The sequence below is a fragment of the Rhodoferax koreense genome, from assembly GCF_001955695.1.
Classification (GTDB): domain Bacteria; phylum Pseudomonadota; class Gammaproteobacteria; order Burkholderiales; family Burkholderiaceae_C; genus Rhodoferax_B; species Rhodoferax_B koreensis.
Genome location: NZ_CP019236.1, coordinates 5428612 through 5446503 on the forward strand (window position 1 = coordinate 5428612; position 17892 = coordinate 5446503).

General features: G+C 67.5%; 16 protein-coding genes. 11 read left to right on the forward strand and 5 right to left on the reverse strand.

Features of this window, described 5'->3' with window-relative positions; translation table 11 throughout:
• The first annotated feature begins 139 nt into the window (after positions 1–139).
• Both RD110_RS25160 and RD110_RS25165 read left to right on the forward strand, forming a co-directional pair.
• Positions 140–1699 carry an ABC transporter permease gene (locus tag RD110_RS25160; RefSeq protein ID WP_076203320.1) on the forward strand — a complete coding sequence of 520 codons (1560 nt, stop codon included), beginning with the start codon at positions 140–142 and terminating at the stop codon, positions 1697–1699.
• On the forward strand, positions 1696–2754 hold the full coding sequence (locus RD110_RS25165) for an ABC transporter ATP-binding protein (protein WP_076203323.1): 1059 nt from the start codon (positions 1696–1698) through the stop codon (positions 2752–2754). Before RD110_RS25160 ends, RD110_RS25165 begins: the two co-directional genes overlap by 4 nt.
• Positions 2755–2836: 82 nt before the next feature.
• On the opposite strand, the gene RD110_RS25170 is transcribed toward RD110_RS25165, so the two are convergent.
• Positions 2837–3997, reverse strand: a complete 1161-nt coding sequence (locus RD110_RS25170; protein ID WP_157900325.1) for an alginate lyase family protein — start codon at positions 3995–3997, stop codon at positions 2837–2839.
• Positions 3998–4018: 21 nt separating this feature from the next.
• Positions 4019–5164 carry a tRNA 2-thiouridine(34) synthase MnmA gene (gene mnmA, locus RD110_RS25175; RefSeq protein ID WP_275425858.1) on the reverse strand — a complete coding sequence of 382 codons (1146 nt, stop codon included), beginning with the start codon at positions 5162–5164 and terminating at the stop codon, positions 4019–4021.
• A gap of 127 nt (positions 5165–5291) precedes the next feature.
• Between mnmA and RD110_RS25180 the strand changes: the two genes are divergently transcribed.
• Entirely contained in the window at positions 5292–6893 is a 1602-nt protein-coding gene (locus RD110_RS25180) for an OpgD/OpgG family glucan biosynthesis protein (RefSeq protein WP_394329427.1), read from the forward strand.
• Here RD110_RS25180 and RD110_RS25185 read toward each other — a convergent pair.
• Positions 6887–7387 carry an NUDIX hydrolase gene (locus tag RD110_RS25185; RefSeq protein ID WP_076203350.1) on the reverse strand — a complete coding sequence of 167 codons (501 nt, stop codon included), beginning with the start codon at positions 7385–7387 and terminating at the stop codon, positions 6887–6889. The genes RD110_RS25180 and RD110_RS25185 overlap by 7 nt on opposite strands.
• Before the next feature lie 137 nt (positions 7388–7524).
• Here RD110_RS25185 and RD110_RS25190 point away from each other — a divergent pair, with 137 nt between their 5' ends.
• Genes RD110_RS25190 through RD110_RS25210 form a run of 5 tightly spaced genes read left to right on the forward strand, consistent with a single transcriptional unit; the run spans position 7525 to position 12852 of the window.
• On the forward strand, positions 7525–8655 hold the full coding sequence (locus RD110_RS25190; RefSeq protein ID WP_076203353.1) for a Re/Si-specific NAD(P)(+) transhydrogenase subunit alpha: 1131 nt from the start codon (positions 7525–7527) through the stop codon (positions 8653–8655).
• Between the two features lie 15 nt (positions 8656–8670).
• Complete coding sequence (locus RD110_RS25195; protein WP_076203356.1) at positions 8671–8991, forward strand: NAD(P) transhydrogenase subunit alpha part 2; 321 nt, start codon at positions 8671–8673, stop codon at positions 8989–8991.
• Entirely contained in the window at positions 8988–10415 is a 1428-nt protein-coding gene (locus RD110_RS25200; protein ID WP_076203358.1) for an NAD(P)(+) transhydrogenase (Re/Si-specific) subunit beta, read from the forward strand. The genes RD110_RS25195 and RD110_RS25200 overlap by 4 nt, the downstream gene beginning before the upstream one ends.
• Positions 10412–12088, forward strand: a complete 1677-nt coding sequence (locus RD110_RS25205; protein WP_076203361.1) for a long-chain-fatty-acid--CoA ligase — start codon at positions 10412–10414, stop codon at positions 12086–12088. The genes RD110_RS25200 and RD110_RS25205 overlap by 4 nt, the downstream gene beginning before the upstream one ends.
• A 2-nt stretch (positions 12089–12090) precedes the next feature.
• The gene (locus RD110_RS25210) at positions 12091–12852 is read left to right on the forward strand and encodes a 5'-methylthioadenosine/adenosylhomocysteine nucleosidase (RefSeq protein WP_076203363.1); all 762 of its coding nucleotides are present in this window, start codon (positions 12091–12093) and stop codon (positions 12850–12852) included.
• A 51-nt stretch (positions 12853–12903) separates the two neighbouring features.
• On the opposite strand, the gene RD110_RS25215 is transcribed toward RD110_RS25210, so the two are convergent.
• On the reverse strand, positions 12904–13356 hold the full coding sequence (locus RD110_RS25215; protein ID WP_076203366.1) for an acyl-CoA thioesterase: 453 nt from the start codon (positions 13354–13356) through the stop codon (positions 12904–12906).
• Positions 13357–13576: 220 nt separating this feature from the next.
• Between RD110_RS25215 and RD110_RS25220 the strand changes: the two genes are divergently transcribed.
• The 3 genes from RD110_RS25220 to RD110_RS25230 all read left to right on the forward strand — a co-directional run bounded on the left by RD110_RS25220 (position 13577) and on the right by RD110_RS25230 (position 14668).
• Entirely contained in the window at positions 13577–13894 is a 318-nt protein-coding gene (locus RD110_RS25220; protein WP_076203367.1) for an ElaB/YgaM/YqjD family protein, read from the forward strand.
• Between the two features lie 89 nt (positions 13895–13983).
• Entirely contained in the window at positions 13984–14358 is a 375-nt protein-coding gene (locus RD110_RS25225; protein WP_076203370.1) for a phage holin family protein, read from the forward strand.
• Positions 14339–14668: a YqjK family protein gene (locus RD110_RS25230; RefSeq protein WP_076203373.1), complete on the forward strand. Its 330-nt coding sequence runs from the start codon at positions 14339–14341 to the stop codon at positions 14666–14668. The genes RD110_RS25225 and RD110_RS25230 overlap by 20 nt, the downstream gene beginning before the upstream one ends.
• 40 nt (positions 14669–14708) lie before the next feature.
• On the opposite strand, the gene uvrA is transcribed toward RD110_RS25230, so the two are convergent.
• A complete protein-coding gene (uvrA, locus tag RD110_RS25235; protein ID WP_076203375.1) occupies positions 14709–17744 on the reverse strand; it encodes an excinuclease ABC subunit UvrA in 3036 nt (1011 codons plus the stop codon).
• Positions 17745–17892: the final 148 nt, after the last annotated feature.

Genomic DNA, 17892 nt, shown 5'->3' on the forward strand with positions numbered 1-17892 from the left:
ACGCCAAGCTCGTGCCGCTGGCCGACCTGCAGCCACCGGCGGTCGAGCCTTCCAAGCTCAACAGCAAGAAGGTCAGCGAGCTCATGACGCAGGCCGGCCTGCTGTAAACACCTTGTCCGCCGTGCATCCAGCGGCCGCGATGCCGCGCCCCATCTTGACCGCCAGGCCCGCGCCCCGGCGCGCCTGGTCTTTTTCCTGGGTGACCGTCGCCGCGCTGCTGGTTTCGCTTTTCGCCCTGCTGCCGCTGGGCTTCGTCTTCTGGGTCGGCTGGCAGACCGGCTGGGAAACCGCCTCGGCGATGATCTTCCGCCCGCGCGTCTACGACCTGCTGGTCAACACGCTGTGGCTGGTGGCACTGGTGATCCCGCTGTGCACGGTGCTGGCCACGGCGCTGGCCTGGCTCACCGAACGCTGCGACCTGCCCGGCGCGCGCTGGTGGTCGTGGCTGGCCGTGGCGCCGCTGGCCGTGCCGGCCTTCGTGCACAGCTACGCCTGGATCAGCCTCACGCCCGGCCTGCATGGCCTGCCCGCCGGCGTGCTGGTGTCGGTGCTGGCGTACTTTCCGTTCATGTACCTGCCGATCTCGGCCGCGCTGCGCCGGCTCGATCCGGCCATCGAGGACACGGCGGCCTCGCTCGGCCTCGGCCCGTGGCAGGTGTTCCGCCGCGTCGTGCTGCCGCAGCTGCGCCTGCCGATCTGGGGCGGCGCACTGCTGGTCGGCCTGCACCTGCTGGCCGAGTACGGCCTGTTCGTGATGATCCGCTTCGACACCTTCACCACGGCCATCGTCGACCAGTTCCAGTCGAGCTACAACGGCCCGGCGGCGAACATGCTGGCCGGCGTGCTGGTGGTCTGCTGCTTCGCGCTGCTGGCGCTGGAGGCCGGCACGCGCGGCGACGAACGCTACGCCCGCGTGGGCACCGGCGCCGCGCGCGACGTCTCGCGCCGCGCGCTGGGCCGATGGACACCGCTGGCCGTGGCGCTTCCGCTGGTCACCGCACTGCTGTCGCTCGGCGTGCCGATGGTCACGCTCACGCGCTGGCTGGTGTCGGGCGGCGCCGGCGTCTGGCCGATGCGCTACATCGGCCCGGCGATCTGGCAGACCATTGCGCTGGCGCTGGCCGGCGCGCTGTTGACCACGCTCGTGGCGCTGCCGATGGCCTGGCTGTCGATCCGAGCGCCGGGCCGGCTGCAGCGCCTGCTGGAATCGTGCAACTACATGGTCGGCTCGCTGCCCGGCGTGGTGATCGCGCTGGCACTGGTCACCGTCACCGTGCGTGTGGCCCTGCCGCTGTACCAGACCGTGGTGACGGTGCTCGCCGCCTATGTGCTGATGTTCCTGCCGCGCGCGCTGGTGAGCCTGCGCGCCGGCATCGCGCAGGCGCCGGTCGAGCTCGAACACGCGGCGCGCAGCCTGGGCCATTCGCCGCTGCGGGCGGTGTGGGGCGTGACGCTCCGGCTCACCGCGCCGGCCGCCGCCGCCGGCGTGGCCATGGTGTCGCTGGGCATTGCCAACGAACTCACCGCCACGCTGCTGCTCGCGCCCAATGGCACCCAGACGCTGGCCACCGGCTTCTGGGCGATGAGCAGCGAGATCGATTACGCGGGCGCCGCGCCCTACGCCTTGATCATGGTGCTGCTGTCGCTGCCGATGACCTGGCTGCTCTACCAACAATCGAAGAAGACCGCCGGAAGATGAAGCTCCTTGAAATCAGCGCCGTGCGCAAGTCCTATGGCGCGGTGACCGTTCTGGACGGCATCGACCTCGAGGTGCCGGCCGGCAGCCGCACCGCCATCGTCGGCCCTTCAGGCTCGGGCAAGACCACGTTGCTGCGCATCATCGCCGGCTTCGAATTCCCCGACAGCGGCACCGTCACCTTCGGCGGCCAACGCCTGGCCGACGGGCCCGACGCCGTGCCGGCCCACAAGCGCGGCATCGGTTTCGTGCCGCAGGACGGCGCCCTCTTCCCGCACCTGAATGTGGCCGACAACGTCGGCTTCGGCCTGGCGCGCAACATGCCCGGCCGCGCCGACCGCATCGCCGAGCTGATGGACATGGTCTCTCTCGACACGGCCATGCTGCAGCGCCGGCCGCACGAACTCTCCGGCGGCCAGCAGCAACGCGTGGCCCTGGCGCGCGCGCTGGCCCAGCGGCCCCGGCTGATGCTGCTCGACGAGCCGTTTTCCGCGCTCGACACCGGCCTGCGCGCGGCCACCCGCAAGGCCGTGGCGCAGTTGCTGACCAGCGCCGGCATCACCACCATCCTCGTCACCCACGACCAGAGCGAGGCGCTTTCGTTCGCCGACCAGGTGGCGGTGATGCGCGCCGGGCAGCTGGTGCAGGTCGGCACGCCGATGGCGCTGTACCTGCGGCCCCGGGACCCGGCCACTGCGGGCTTTCTCGGCGACACCATCGTGCTGCCGGCGCAGGTGGGCGCGGGCTGGGCCGACTGCGCGCTCGGCCGCATCGCCGTCAACCAGGCCGACCGCAGCGGCGCCGCACAGATCATGCTGCGACCCGAGCAACTGCAGCTGGCCGAGGTGCCGGTGGAAAGCGTGGATGCCACGGCCTGTTTCGGTGAAGTCACCGACATCGATTTCGGCGGCCCGGTGTGCGTGGTGTCGGTGCGTCTGCTGGGGGCCTCGTCGTCGACGGCGCCGCTGCAGGTGCGCAGCCCGGGTATCCATGTGCCGCCGGTGGGGGCCACCGTGCGCGTGGCCGTGGCCGGCTCGGCCCACGTGTTTGACCGTTGATTGCTTGTTCGCTCCTCATTAGGGAGCACTCTACGCAGACACAGACTGCGCTGGAGCCATATTTTTACGTGATTTTTTGCGCTCACCGGCCCACTGCGGGCGGCCGGTAGGCGAGCAGCGTCGCGCTCCCGCCCGTGCGGGCATTGAAGACCGGCCGCGAGGCCAGCAACGCCAGCGGATCGGTGCCGAAGCGGGCGCGGTAGAACTCGGCCCAGGCCAAGTCACCGCGGCCGGGCTGGAACGCGCGCAGATCCTGGTGCGGCAGGCCCAGCGCGTGCTGTGCAGCGTCCGACCGGTACGTGCGGGCCAGAAAATACACGGCGCTGTGCAAGTCGCGGCCATGGACCCGGTAGGCGTACAGGTCCACACCCTGCTGGGCGGCGATCTCGGCCGTCAGCACCAGCGGCAGCAGCGCGAAATTCTGGTAGTGCATGGCGAGCTCGCCGCGGGCCATCTCCAGGGGCCACCGGCCGTCCGCACCGAGCTGTGCCATGGCCACGGCGTAGCGGCCCAGGCCCCAGCGGAACAGGGCCGCGTCGTTGGCCAGCACGCCCACCATCGTGGCATGCAGCCCGCGCCAGTAGGCGTGGTTGTTGCAGCAGGTGTGGTCGCCGCCGGCATGGCCGATCTGCTGCAGCGAGACACGGTGCAGCCAGGCGATGACTGCGTCCACCTGGGCCGGTGCCAACGTGGGCTCATGGACCACCTGCGACAGCGCAAGTGCTGCGGCGGCGGTCGACCACTCGGCCTGGTACCAGGCCTGGTTCGAGGCACCGGGGGCGGTGGAGACGGTGTAGCCGGTGAGCGCCTCGGCCTTGGCCCAGCGCCCGAGGTGGTCGAGCAGGCACTGCGCGTACGTGGCCTGTCCCGTGGCCACGTACAGGTTGGCCAGGGTGGCGGCGGTGGCCTCGAAACGCCGGTAAAGGGCCACCGAGGCTTCGTAAGCCGGGTTCAGCGGACCGTGGTCGCCACGAGCATAGTGGGAGGGAATGGCCATCCGGCCCGCTGGCGGCGCCACGGGGGCGGCGCGGGCGCAGTCCTGCGCGGCCGGCAGGCTGGCCGTCAGCCGTGCATCGGGCGCGGCCGCCTGCAGCCACCGCATGCGGGCGGGAACGTCGATGAACGAGGCGCGGCTGTCGCGCACGGTGGCCGTCTCGAAGGTCTGCGCCTGCGGCGCAGGGGCGGCCAAGACCTGAACAACGGCCAGGACCAACCCCGCCGTGAGCAAGTGCCAGGACCGCATCCGCTCGACCATCGGCAACTGTCAGGCCGGCGCCGCGATCACCCCGCCCCCGAGGCACACCTCACCGTCGTACACCACCGCGGACTGGCCGGGGGTGACGGCCCACTGGGCATGCGGAAAATCCAGGTTGAAATGCCGCGCATCCGAGGCCTCCAGGGAACAGGCCGCGTCGGCCTGCCGGTAACGGCTCTTGGCAGCATAGGCGCCCGGCGCCGGGGCAACGCCAGCCACCCAGCTCGCATCGTCAGCCGCCAGGGCCAGCGACTGCAGCCAGGGGTGGTCATGTCCCTGCACCACCCACAGCGTGTTTCGCTCGACGTCCTTGCGCGCCACGAACCAGGGTTCGTGTTCGCCGCCGCCGCGCTGCGCGCCTTTTTCCTTCACGCCGCCGATGCCCAGCCCCTGGCGCTGGCCCAGCGTGTAGAAGCTCAGGCCCTGGTGCCGGCCCAGCACGCGGCCGCGCTCGTCCTTGATCGGGCCCGGTTCCTTGGCGATGTAGCGGTTCAGGAAATCACGGAACGGCCGCTCGCCGATGAAGCAGATGCCGGTCGAATCCTTCTTTTTCGCGTTGGGCAGGCCGATTTCGGCGGCGATGCGGCGCACCTCGGTCTTGTGCAGTTCACCCACGGGAAACAGCGTCTTGCTCAGCTGCGCCTGGTTCAGCCGGTGCAGGAAGTAGCTCTGGTCTTTCGAAGCGTCCAGGCCCTTGAGCAATTCGTAGCGATCCGTCTCGGCGTTGTGCCGCACGCGCGCATAGTGCCCCGTCGCGATCTTTTCCGCACCGAGGCGCAGCGCGTGGTCGAGGAAGGCCTTGAACTTGATCTCGGCGTTGCACAACACGTCGGGATTCGGCGTGCGGCCGGCCTGGTACTCGCGCAGGAATTCGGCGAACACGCGGTCCTTGTATTCGGCGGCGAAGTTCACGTGTTCGATCTCGATGCCGATCACGTCGGCCACGGCGGCGGCGTCCACGAAGTCGATGTTCGACGAGCAGTATTCGCTGTCGTCGTCATCCTCCCAGTTCTTCATGAAGATGCCGACCACCTCATAACCCTGCTGCTTCAGCAGCCACGCGGTGACGGCCGAGTCCACACCGCCGCTCAGGCCGACCACGACGCGTTGCGGCTTGCCTCCTGTGATGTCGACGCGTTGATTTCTGATTTGCACATTGCCCATGCCTCGATTGTAAAAAGCAATGGCTTCCGCATGCGCCCAGGGGCCAATGCGGGTAGTTACAGGCGAAACAGGGCTCTCCCGCACAATGCCCTCCATCTTTTTTGCAGGAGCCGCCACTTTGCAACGTCGCCAATTCCTATCCCGCAGCGGCAGCACCCTCGCCGCCACCGGTCTCGCCGCCGGCCTGCCCTGGCTTTCGGCTGTGGCCCAGGCCGCGGGCCTCAAGCCCGTGGGCGCGCCGCAGGCCTTCGACTACGCCATGCTCAAGGGCCGCGCGCGCGACCTCGCCGCCAAGCCTTACGCAGCGCGGTCGACCACGCTGCCGGCCGGCATCTCGAACCTGAACTGGGACCAGCACCAGGGCATCCGTTTCCGCGACGACCATGCGCTGTGGGGCGACGACAAGCTGCGTTTCGTGGCCAAGTTCTTCCACCTCGGCCTGTTCTTCAAGTCGCCGGTGCGCATGTACGAGGTCAGCGGCGGCCAGGCCACGGAACTCGCCTACGACCCGGCCATGTTCGACTACGGCCAGAGCGGCGTGGACGGCACGAAGCTGCCGGCCGACCTGGGCTTCGCCGGCTTCCGGCTCAACTACCACACCGACCCGGTGCGCGACGTGGCGGCCTTCCTCGGCGCCAGCTACTTCCGCGCCGTGGGCGGCGAATGGCAATACGGCCAGTCGGCGCGCGGTCTGGCCATCAATACGGCACAACCCTATCCGGAAGAATTTCCCGACTTCATCGGCTACTGGTTGGAAAAACCCGATCCGAAGTCGCCCTCCCTCACCGTCTATGCGCTGCTCGATTCACCGAGCATCAGCGGTGCCTACCGCTTCGTGATCACCCCCGGCGACACGCAGATCATGGACCTGGACGTGGCGCTGTACCCGCGCAAGACCATCGAACGCATGGGCATCGCGCCGTGCACCAGCATGTACCAGACCGGCGAGAACGACCGCCGCATGGGCTGGGACTGGCGCGGCGAGATCCACGACACCGACGGCCTGGCCATGCACACCGGCAGAGGCGAATGGGTGTGGCGACCGCTCACCAACCCGGCCCAGCTGCAGTTCAACGCCTTCCAGGACAACAACCCGCGCGGCTTCGGCCTGATGCAGCGCGACCGCAACTTCGACCACTACCAGGACGACGGCGTGTTCTACGACAAGCGCCCGAGCCTGTGGGTCGAACCCAAGGCCGGCTGGGGCGCGGGTTCGGTGCAACTGGTGGAAATCCCCACCGTGGACGAAACCTTCGACAACATCGTCGCCTTCTGGAACCCGGCCGAAAAGCCGCAGGCCGGCCAGGAGCTGCTGTTCGCCTACCGCCTGCACTGGGGCGGCAACCCGCCGGCCGTGCGCATGCCGCTGGCGCGCTGCGTGGCCACGCGCACCGGCCTGGGCGGCGTGGTGGGACAGAAGCGCACAGGTTATTCGCGGCGCTTCGCCGTGGACTTCGCGGGCGGCGATTTCGCACTGCTGAACGAGAAGACCAAGGTCGAAGCCGTAATCACCGCCTCGCGCGGCAAGATCGAACTGACCTCGGCCCGCCCGCTCGCCGCCATCCAGGGCTGGCGGGCGATGTTCGACATCCGTCCCGACGGCGACAGCACCGCACCCATCGATCTACGCATGTACCTGCAGGCCGATGGCCAGCCGCTCACGGAAACCTGGCTCTACCAGTGGGCGCCGCCGCCCGTCGCCGAGCGGATCGTCTACTGACTTCGCACCGACGAATCGGTCACCACAGCTTCCAGCGGAAACCGCTGGCCCGCGAGGTAGTCCTCCATGCAGCGCAGCAGCAGCGGGCTGCGGTGGCGGTCCACGCTGGCGCGGATCTCGTCGGGCGTGAGCCAGAGCGTGCGCACGATGCCGGTGTCCAGCCTGAGCGATGGATCGGGGTCGCCCACCTCGCCGCAGAACGCGAAGCGGACGTAGGTGACGTCGTCGATCGCCCCGTCCGCACCATCGCGCACCGGCCGCTGGAACCGCGACAGGTAGATGCCCACCAGCGCGGTGGGCGCAAAACGACAGGTGGTTTCCTCGCGTGCCTCGCGGGCGCAGCCTTCGGCCGGCGACTCGCCCGGATCGAGGTGGCCCGCCGGGTTGTTCAGCCGCAGGCCATCGGGCGTGTGTTCCTCGACCAGCAGGAAGCGTCCATCTTTTTCGATCACCGCGGCCACGGTGACGCTGGGTTTCCATCGGGGCGTGTTCATCGGCGGATTATCCAGCGCGCCAGCGCGTCGGGGGTAGCTGTCAAACTCGGGTAAGCTTGGTGTAAGAGCTGTGATTTTTCTTCAAAGTAACGAAAAGTGGCGGCTTTATCCATAAAACCAAGAGACGAGGAGACGACATGCTGATAGGCGTGCCCGCGGAAACCGCGGCTGGCGAGCGACGGGTGGCGGTGACGCCCGAGACCGCGAAGAAACTCAAGGCCCAGGGCCACACGGTGCGGCTGCAAAGCGGCGCCGGGCTGGCCGCCAGTGCGCCGGATGCCGCCTACGAGGCGGTCGGTGCCGAGATCACCGACGCCGCCGGCGCGCTGCATTGCGATCTGGTGCTCAAGGTGCGGGCGCCGTCCGAGGCCGAGATCGCGCAGATGAAACCGGCGGCCACCCTGGTCGGCATGCTCAACCCCTTCGATGCCGAAGGCCTGCAGCGCCTGGCCACCGCGGGCCTGACGGGTTACGCGCTGGAAGCCGCCCCGCGCACCACCCGCGCCCAGAGCATGGACGTGCTCTCCAGCCAGGCCAACATCGCCGGCTACAAGGCCGTGATGGTCGCGGCCAACGCCTACCAGCGTTTCTTCCCCATGCTCATGACCGCCGCCGGCACGGTGAAGGCTGCGCGCGTCGTCATCCTCGGCGTCGGCGTCGCCGGTCTGCAGGCCATCGCCACCGCCAAGCGGCTGGGCGCGGTGATCGAAGCCAGCGACGTGCGGCCCAGCGTGAAGGAGCAGGTCGAATCGCTTGGCGCCAAGTTCATCGACGTGCCGTTCGAGACGGCGGAAGAGAAAGAAGCTGCCGAAGGCGTGGGTGGCTACGCCCGGCCCATGCCGCCGAGCTGGCTGGAGCGGCAGAAACTCGAAGTCGCCAAACGCGTGGCCCAGGCGGACGTGGTCATCACCACCGCGCTGATCCCCGGCCGCGCCGCGCCGACACTGGTGACCGAAGACATGGTCAAGGCGATGAAGCCCGGCTCGGTGCTGGTCGATCTGGCCGCGGGCAAGGGCCCTGGTGGTGTGGGCGGCAACTGCCCGCTGACGGTGGCCGACCAGACGGTCGTCCAGCACGGTGTGACCCTGATCGGCGAAACCAACCTGGCCGGCCTGGTGGCGGCCGACGCGTCGTCGCTGTATGCGCGCAACGTGCTCGACTTCCTGAAGCTGATCATCACCAAGGAAGGCGCGCTGCACCAGGATTTGAACGACGACATCGTGGCCGCGTGCCTGATGACCCATGCCGGCGAAGTCAAAAGAAAGTAAAGAAGAGGAAACGAAATGGAAGTCTCCCACACGCTCACCAACCTGATCATCTTCGTGCTGGCCATCTACGTCGGCTACCACGTGGTCTGGACCGTCACCCCGGCGCTGCACACGCCGCTCATGGCCGTCACCAACGCCATCTCCGCCATCGTCATCGTCGGCGCCATGCTGGCCGCCGCCCTGACCGAGACCACGCTCGGCAAGACCATGGGCGTGCTGGCCGTGGCGCTGGCCGCGGTCAACGTCTTCGGCGGTTTCCTCGTCACGCGGCGCATGCTGGAGATGTTCAAGAAGAAGGACAAGAAGAGCCCCGCCACCAAGGGAGCCGCTGAATGAGCATGAACCTCGTCACGCTGCTGTACCTCGTTGCCAGCGTCTGTTTCATCCAGGCCTTGAAAGGCCTGTCCCATCCCACCACCTCGATCCGCGGCAACGCCTTCGGCATGACCGGCATGGCGATTGCCGTGCTGACCACGGCCGCGCTCATCTACGAGCTCTCGGCCGGCAAGGTCGCGGGCCTGGGCTATGTGCTGGCGGCGCTGGTGGTGGGTGGCGGCATCGGTGCCACCATGGCCAACAAGGTCGAGATGACGAAGATGCCCGAACTGGTCGCCTTCATGCACAGCATGATCGGCCTGGCCGCGGTCTTCATCGCCGTGGCCGCCGTGGCCGAACCGCATGCGTTCAACATCGCGGCGCTCGGCGAGCCGATTCCCGGCGGCAACCGCGTGGAACTGGCCCTGGGCGCCTTCATCGGCGCAGTGACCTTCAGCGGCTCGGTGATCGCCTTCGGCAAGCTCTCGGGCAAATACAAGTTCCGCCTGTTCCAGGGCAAGCCGGTGCAGTTCAGCGGGCAGCACAAGCTCAACCTGGTGCTCGGCCTGGCCGCGGCCTTCTTCTGCTTCGGCTTCTGGCACAGCCAGAGCTGGATGGACATCCTGCTGGTGATTGCGCTCGGCTTCGCACTCGGCGTGCTGCTGATCATCCCGATCGGCGGCGCCGACATGCCGGTGGTCGTCTCCATGCTCAACAGCTATTCGGGCTGGGCGGCCGCCGGCATCGGCTTCAGCCTGAACAACAGCATGCTGATCATCGCCGGCAGCCTGGTGGGCAGCTCCGGGGCGATCCTTTCCTACATCATGTGCAAGGCGATGAACCGCTCGTTCTTCAACGTGATCGGCGGCGGCTTCGGCGGCGATGCGGCAGGCGGCAGCGCCGGCGGTGCGGCCGAGCAACGCCCGGTCAAAAGCGGCAGCGCCGACGACGCGGCCTTCGTGCTGGCCAATGCCGAGACCGTGGTCATCGTGCCCGGCTACGGACTGGCCGTGGCGCGCGCGCAGCACGCGGTGAAGGAGCTCGCGGCCAAGCTCACCGAACACGGCGTGACCGTCAAGTACGCGATCCACCCGGTGGCCGGCCGCATGCCGGGCCACATGAACGTGCTATTGGCCGAGGCCGAGGTGCCGTACGACCAGGTGTTCGAGATGGAAGACATCAACGGCGAGTTCGGCCAGGTGGACGTGGCGATCATCCTGGGCGCCAACGACGTGGTGAACCCGGCCGCGCACACCAAGGGCAGCCCGATCTACGGCATGCCGATCCTGGAGGCCTACAAGGCCAAGACGGTGATCGTGAACAAGCGCTCCATGGCCGCGGGTTATGCCGGGCTCGATAACGAGCTGTTCTACATGAACAAGACCATGATGGTCTTTGGGGATGCGAAGAAAGTCGTGGAAGACATGGGAAAGGCGATTGAATGACAGAGCGTATCTGGCTCAAGAGTTACCCGCCGGGCGTGCCGGCGGACATCGATCCGACGTTGTATCCGTCGCTGGTGGCCCTGCTGGAGGAAAGCTTCAGCAAATACGCCGACCGCACGGCCTACAGCTTCATGGGGCGGGATCTCAGCTATGCGCAGACCGATGCGCTGAGCCGCAGCCTGGCCGGCTATCTGCAAGGCCTGGGACTGGTCAAGGGTGACCGCGTGGCGATCATGATGCCCAACGTGCCGCAGTATCCGGTGGCGGTGGCGGCCATCCTGCGCGCGGGCATGGTGGTGGTGAACGTGAATCCGCTGTACACCCCGCGCGAACTCGAGCACCAGCTCAAGGATTCGGGCGCCAAGGCCATCGTGATCCTGGAGAATTTCGCCGCCGTGCTGTCGCAGTGCATCAAGGCCACGCCGGTCGAGCATGTGGTGCTGTGCGCCATGGGCGACCAGTTGGGGCTGCTCAAGGGCACGATCGTCAATTACGTGGTGCGCAACGTCAAGAAGATGGTGCCGGCCTTCGAACTGCCGGCCGCCGTGCGTTTCAACGATGCCGTGGCCAAAGGCGGGCGCAGCGGGTTCAAGCCCCAGACGCTGCAAGCCGACGACGTGGCCGTGCTGCAATACACCGGCGGCACCACCGGGGTCGCCAAGGGTGCCGTGCTGCTGCACCGCAACGTGATCGCCAACACCTTGCAGTCCGAAGCCTGGAACCAGCCGGTGATGGACGCCGTGCCGAAGAGCGAGCAGGCCACCACGGTGTGCGCGCTGCCGCTGTACCACATCTTCGCCTTCACCGTGGGCATGATGCTGTCGATGCGCACCGGCGGCAAGCTGCTCCTGATCCCGAACCCGCGCGACATTCCGGCGGTGCTCAAGGAGTTGTCCAAACACACCGTGCACAGCCTGCCGGCGGTGAACACGCTGTTCAACGCGCTGGCCAACCACCCCGACTTCAACACCGTGGACTGGAGCCACCTGAAGCTGTCGCTGGGCGGCGGCACCGCGGTGCAGGGCGCCGTCGCCAAGCTCTGGCTGGAGAAGACCGGTTGCCCGATCTGCGAGGGTTACGGCCTGTCCGAAACCTCGCCGTCGGCCGCCTGCAACCCACCGACGGACAAGGGGTTCAGTGCGTCCATCGGCGTTCCGATCCCGAGCACGATCTTCCGCCTGCTCGACGACGACGGCCATGACGTGCCCCCGGGCCAGCCCGGCGAAATCGCCATCAAGGGGCCGCAGGTGATGGCCGGCTACTGGCAGCGCCCGGACGAAACCGCCAAGGTGATGACGCCGGACGGGTTCTTCAAATCCGGCGACATCGGCACGATGGACGAGCGCGGCTACTTCAGGATCGTGGACCGCAAGAAGGACATGATCCTGGTCAGCGGCTTCAACGTCTATCCGAACGAGATCGAAGACGTGGTGGGCCGGCTCGAAGGCGTGCTCGAATGCGCCTGCGTGGGCGTGGCCGACGAGAAGTCGGGCGAGGCGGTGAAGCTCGTGATCGTGAAGAAGAACCCCGACCTCAGCGAAGCCCAGGTGCGCGCCTACTGCAAGGCCAATCTCACCGGCTACAAACAGCCGAAGACCATCGAGTTCCGTGCCGACCTGCCGAAGACGCCGGTGGGCAAGATCCTGCGGCGCGAGCTGCGCGACAAGAAATAGAAGTGGCCACCGCCATCCTCAGCGCCCTGCCCGAGGAGCAGGAAGGCCTGGCCGCCCTGATGACGGACACCGAAACCGTACGGCATGCCGGGCGCGAGTTCCATCGGGGGCGTTGGCAGGGTGCGCCGGTGGTGTTCGCGCTGTCGCGCATCGGCAAGGTCGCGGCGGCGACGACCGCGGCGGCGCTGATCGAGCGTTTCGGTGTGCAGCGCATCGTGTTTACCGGCGTGGCCGGTGGCCTGCACCCCGAGGTGCGGGTCGGCGACACGGTGATCGCCGGCGAATTCCTGCAGCACGACATGGACGCGACGCCGCTGTTCCCGCGCCACGAGATCCCGCTCTACGCCCGCAGCCGGTTTGGTGCGGACATGGCGCTATCTGCTACCATTTTTGAAGCAGCCACTGCAGATAAAACGGGCGTCGGAGGCACTTTCGATGCCGAAACCATCCGTCGTTTCGGCTTGCAGGCGATGCGTGTGCACCGCGGCCTGCTGGTCAGCGGCGACCGTTTCGTGTCGTCCGCCGGGGAGGCCCGGGCCCTGCGCGAGGCCCTGCCGGATGCCCTGGCCGTGGACATGGAGGGTGCGGCCGTGGCCCAGGTCTGCCACGACTACGGCATCCCCTTCGCGGCGGTGCGCCATATTTCCGACCGCGCGGACGATGCGGCGCACGTGGACTTTCCGGCCTATCTGAAGGCGGTGGCCGCGCTGCAGGCCAGGGCGGTGATCACCCGCTTTCTTTCGGCGCAGGCGCAACGGCCCTGAACCGGGCGGTCAGCGCCGGCCGCGCTGTCAGCGGGTTAGCGGGCCAGGGCCTCAAGGCCTGGGTGATGCCGTCGAGCGCGAGGCGTCGAGTTGCGCCTTGGCGCGCTGGGCCAGGGCGATGTCGCCCGGGGTTTCGGGGTTCCACGCCGGCACCGGCATGGGCCGTCCGTGCGAATCCACCGAGACGAACACGATCAGGCATTCGGTGGTGGTCTGCATCTGGCCGCCCTTCATGTCGCCGCTGCGCACCTCCACCGAGATGTTCATGCTGGTGTTGCCGGTGTAGGCCATGCGCGCCTCCACCTCCACCAGGTCGCCGATCATGATCGGATGGTGGAACCGGATGCCGCCCACGTAGACCGTGATGCAGTAGCGCTTGGCCCAGCTCGTGGCGCAGGCATAACCGGCTTCGTCGATCCATTTCATGACGGTGCCGCCGTGCACCTTGCCGCCGAAGTTGACGGTGTTGGGTTCGGCCAGGAAACGCAGGGTGATTGCAGACATTTTTTTCTCGCGGGGAAGATCGGTGCCGGCGATTATCCGGGCTTCGGCCACAAATCCCGCCGCGCTTTTGTCCTCACCAGAAGACAGGCCACCGGACATTCCCATTCCCCCGGCGGGCCAAGTGTGTCAAAGTGTCATACGGTGATCCGCAGGACCAAAACGTGCAAACGTTTCTGCTAACCTTTCCCTTCAACATCCACTCAGCTTTGAAAGGCGCACCATGGCAAGAACCAGTATCGAGTCCCAGGAACAATTGGTCGACGAAATCAAGGCGACCATCTCCGATGCGGAAGACATGTTGTCTGCCACCGCCGACCAGGCGGGCGAAAAGGTCACCAAGCTGCGCGCGCGCGTGCAGGCCCGCCTGCTCGACGCCAAGGCCCGCCTCATCGAAGCCGAAGAGCTGCTCATCGCCAAGACCAAGGCTGCGGCCAAGGCCACCGACGTCTACGTGCACGAGTCGCCATGGACGGCCATCGGCGTGGGCTGCGCGGTCGGCGTGGTGGTGGGCCTGCTCATCGGCAGCAACCGCCGCTGAACGCTGCATGCACCGGCACAGCCTGTTGAATGCGTAGCGCCATGGCCGGCTTGCGTGGACCTGGCGGCCCTTTCGGTGCCCTGCGGGGCATGGCGGTGTCCCTGCTGGGCACCGGCCATACCCGGCTGAAACTGCTCGGCAACGAAATCCACACCGAGAAGCTGCGCATCCTGCGCCAACTGGGCTTCGCCGCCGGCATGATCTTCTGCGCGGGCCTGGCGATCCTGCTGGCCGTAGCCCTGCTCGTGGTGCTGTTCTGGGACCAGCGCGTGGCCTTGCTGGCCGGGCTCACTCTGTTGTTTGCCGCACTCGGCATCTTCTTCTACACCTCGCTCAGGCGCTCGAGCGAGGACGCCGAAAACCTGTTCGCGGCCAGCCTGGCCGAGCTGCAGGAAGACCTGCGCCAGCTCAAATCGGCTGCCGCAACCCCGGCACCTGCCGCCCATGAAAAAAACCCTGGCTGAACTGCAGCTGGAGCGGGCGCTGCTCATCGAGCGCATCGCCGCGGAGCGCACCGTGCTCGCGCGCCAACTCGCGCCTTTCCAGCGCGCGGCAGAAACTTCCGACAAGGTGTCGGCCTTCGTGGCCCGGATCACGGCCTACGTGCGCGAGCATCCACTGACCATGGCCGCGGCACTGGGCCTGCTGGCCCTGCTCAAGCCGCGCAGCAGCCTGCGCTGGGCGCAGCGTGGTTTCATGCTGTGGCGCAGCTGGCGCGTGCTGCGCGCCTGGCAGCCCGTGGGCCTGCTGCAGAAGCTGCGCCGCTTCCTCTGACCGCCGGCCGGCCCGACCGCTGGTTCCCTGCCCACGCAGCCTACGCGGCGCGTTGACCGCCGGCCGCCACTGCTGGCGCCTGCAGGATGCGCTGCAGGTACCGGCCCGTGTGGCTGGCCGGATTCGCGGCAATGTCCTCCGGCGTGCCCACGCCCACCACGGTGCCGCCACCCGCGCCGCCTTCGGGGCCCATGTCGATCAGCCAGTCGGCGGTCTTGATCACATCGAGGTTGTGCTCGATCACCACGATGGTGTTGCCGGCATCGCGCAGCTGGTGCAGCACCTTGAGCAGCAGGTCGATGTCGGCGAAGTGCAGGCCGGTGGTCGGCTCGTCCAGGATGTACAGGGTGCGGCCGGTGTCGCGTTTGCTCAACTCCAGCGCCAGCTTCACGCGCTGCGCCTCGCCGCCGGACAGGGTGGTCGCGGCCTGGCCGAGCTTGATGTAGGACAGGCCCACGTCGAGCAGGGTCTGCAGCTTGCGCGCGATGTTGGGCACGGCCTTGAGGAAGTCGAACGCGGCCTCGACCGTCAACTCCAGGATCTGCGCGATGTTCTTGCCCTTGTAGAGCACCTCCAGCGTTTCCCGGTTGTAGCGCTGGCCCTTGCACACATCGCAGGGCACGTAGACGTCGGGCAGGAAGTGCATCTCCACCTTGACCATGCCGTCGCCCTGGCACGCCTCGCAGCGGCCGCCGGCCACGTTGAAGCTGAAGCGGCCCGGCCCGTAGCCGCGTTCGCGCGCCGTGGGCACCTCGGCCATGAGCTCGCGGATCGGCGTGAACAGGCCGGTGTAGGTGGCCGGGTTGCTGCGCGGCGTGCGGCCGATCGGCGACTGGTCGACGTTGATCACCTTGTCGAAATGTTCGATGCCGACGATTTCCTCGTGGGGCGCCGGCTCGTCGTGCGCGCGGTAGATCTGGCGCGCCACGGCCGCATAGAGCGTGTCGTTGACCAGCGTGGATTTGCCGGAGCCTGACACGCCGGTCACGCAGGTGAACAGGCCTACGGGCAAGTCGACGCTCACGTTCTTGAGGTTGTGGCCCGTGGCGCCGACGATGCGCAGCGCCTGCAGCTTGGGCGCTTCCTTGGCGACTTTCGACGCCTTCCCTGCGCCAGGAAGCGCCGCGTCCTGCATCTCCGGCAGCCAGGGCGTGCGCCGCCGCGGCACGGCGATCTGCAGCGTGTGCGCCAGGTACTGGCCGGTGAGCGATGCCGGCGTGTCGCGCACCTGCTCGAACGTGCCCTGGGCGATCACCTTGCCGCCATGCACGCCCGCGCCCAGGCCCATGTCGATGATGTGGTCGGCCGCGCGCATCATGTCTTCGTCATGCTCGACCACGAGCACGCTGTTGCCGATGTCGCGCAGGTGTTTCAGCGTGTCGATCAGGCGGTCGTTGTCGCGCTGGTGCAGGCCGATGCTGGGCTCGTCGAGCACGTACATCACGCCGGTCAGGCCCGAGCCGATCTGCGAGGCCAGGCGGATGCGCTGCGATTCGCCGCCCGAGAGCGTCTCGGCGCTGCGGTCCAGGCTCAGGTAGTTCAGGCCCACGTCGTTGAGGAATTTCAGACGCAGGCCGATCTCGCGCACCACCTTCTCGGCGATTTCGCCCTTGGCGCCGTGCATGGTCAGCGCGCCGAAATACGCGAAGCTCTCGCGCAGCGTGACGCGGCTGATCTCGAAGATGGCGCGCGCCTGCGCCCCCTCGCCGATCTTCACGTGGCGCGCCTCGCGCCGGAGGCGGGAGCCGCCGCAGTCCGGGCACGGCTGGGTGCTGCGGTAGCGCGCCAGGTCTTCGCGCACCAGCACCGAATCCGTCTCGCGGTAACGCCGCTGCATGTTGGGGATGATGCCCTCGAAAGGGTGCTTCCTGGTGACCTTCTTGCCCTGCGAGGCACCGGACTCCATCACGTAGCTGAACTTGATTTCCTCTTCGCCCGAGCCATGCAGCAAGGCTTGTTGCACCGTCTCGGGGAGTTTCTCGAAAGCCTGCTCGATGTCGAACCTGTAGTGTTTGGCCAGACTCTCGAGCAGCGCGAAATAGTAGCCGTTGCGCCGGTCCCAGCCCTTGATGGCGCCGCTGGCCAGGCTCAAGGTGGGAAAGGCCACGACCCGCGCCGGGTCGAAGAATTCCTGCTGGCCCAAGCCGTCGCAGGTGGGGCAGGCGCCCACGGGCGAATTGAACGAGAACAGCCGCGGCTCCAGCTCGCTGATCGAGTAGTTGCACACCGGGCAGGAGAATTTCGCGTTGAAGAAATGCTCGTGCTGGTGGTCCATCTCGATGGCCAGCGCGCGGCCGTCGGCCAGTCGCAGCGCGGCCTCGAAGCTTTCGGCCAGCCGCTGGCGCACCTGGTCGCGCGCGGCCATGTCCGACTCACCACGCACCTTGATGCGGTCGATCACCACGTCGATGTTGTGCTTCTCGGTCTTCTTGAGCTTGGGCAGGTTGTCGAACTCGAAGGATTCGCCGTCGATGCGGAAGCGCACGTAACCCTGGGCCTGCAATTCGGCGAAGGTGTCGATGAATTCGCCCTTCTTCTCGCGCGCGATCGGCGCCAGCACCATCAGCCGGGTGTCCTCGGGCAGCGCCAGCACGGTGTCGACCATCTGGCTCACGGTCTGGGCCTGCAGCGGCAGGTCGTGGTCGGGGCAGTAGGGCGTGCCCGCGCGCGCGAACAGCAGGCGCAGGTAGTCGTGGATCTCGGTCACCGTGCCCACGGTGGAGCGCGGGTTGTGGCTGGTGGCCTTCTGCTCGATGGAAATCGCCGGGGAGAGGCCCTCGATCATGTCCACGTCGGGCTTGTCCATCAGCTGCAGGAACTGCCGCGCATAGGTGGACAGGCTTTCCACATAGCGCCGCTGGCCCTCGGCATACAGGGTGTCGAAGGCCAGGCTCGACTTGCCCGAACCCGACAGTCCGGTGATCACCACCAGCTGGTTGCGCGGGATGTCGAGGTCGATGTTCTTCAGGTTGTGCGTGCGGGCGCCGCGCACGCTGATGCGCTGCTGCTGCAACGCCAGGCGCTGGAGGATGGCGTCGCGGGCGGGGTCGAGGTGGTCGGTGGCGGGTGAATTCAAAGTGGGCAGACGCTGGCGGGTAACCCTCCATGATAGTTAAAGCCGGCCGCGCCGGCTGACGGGGCGTCGGGTGATCGGGGACAATCGAGGGTTGTTCCGGTCCTTGGCCGGACCTGCATGTAACCGATCCGCCCCTTTTTTCCACCAA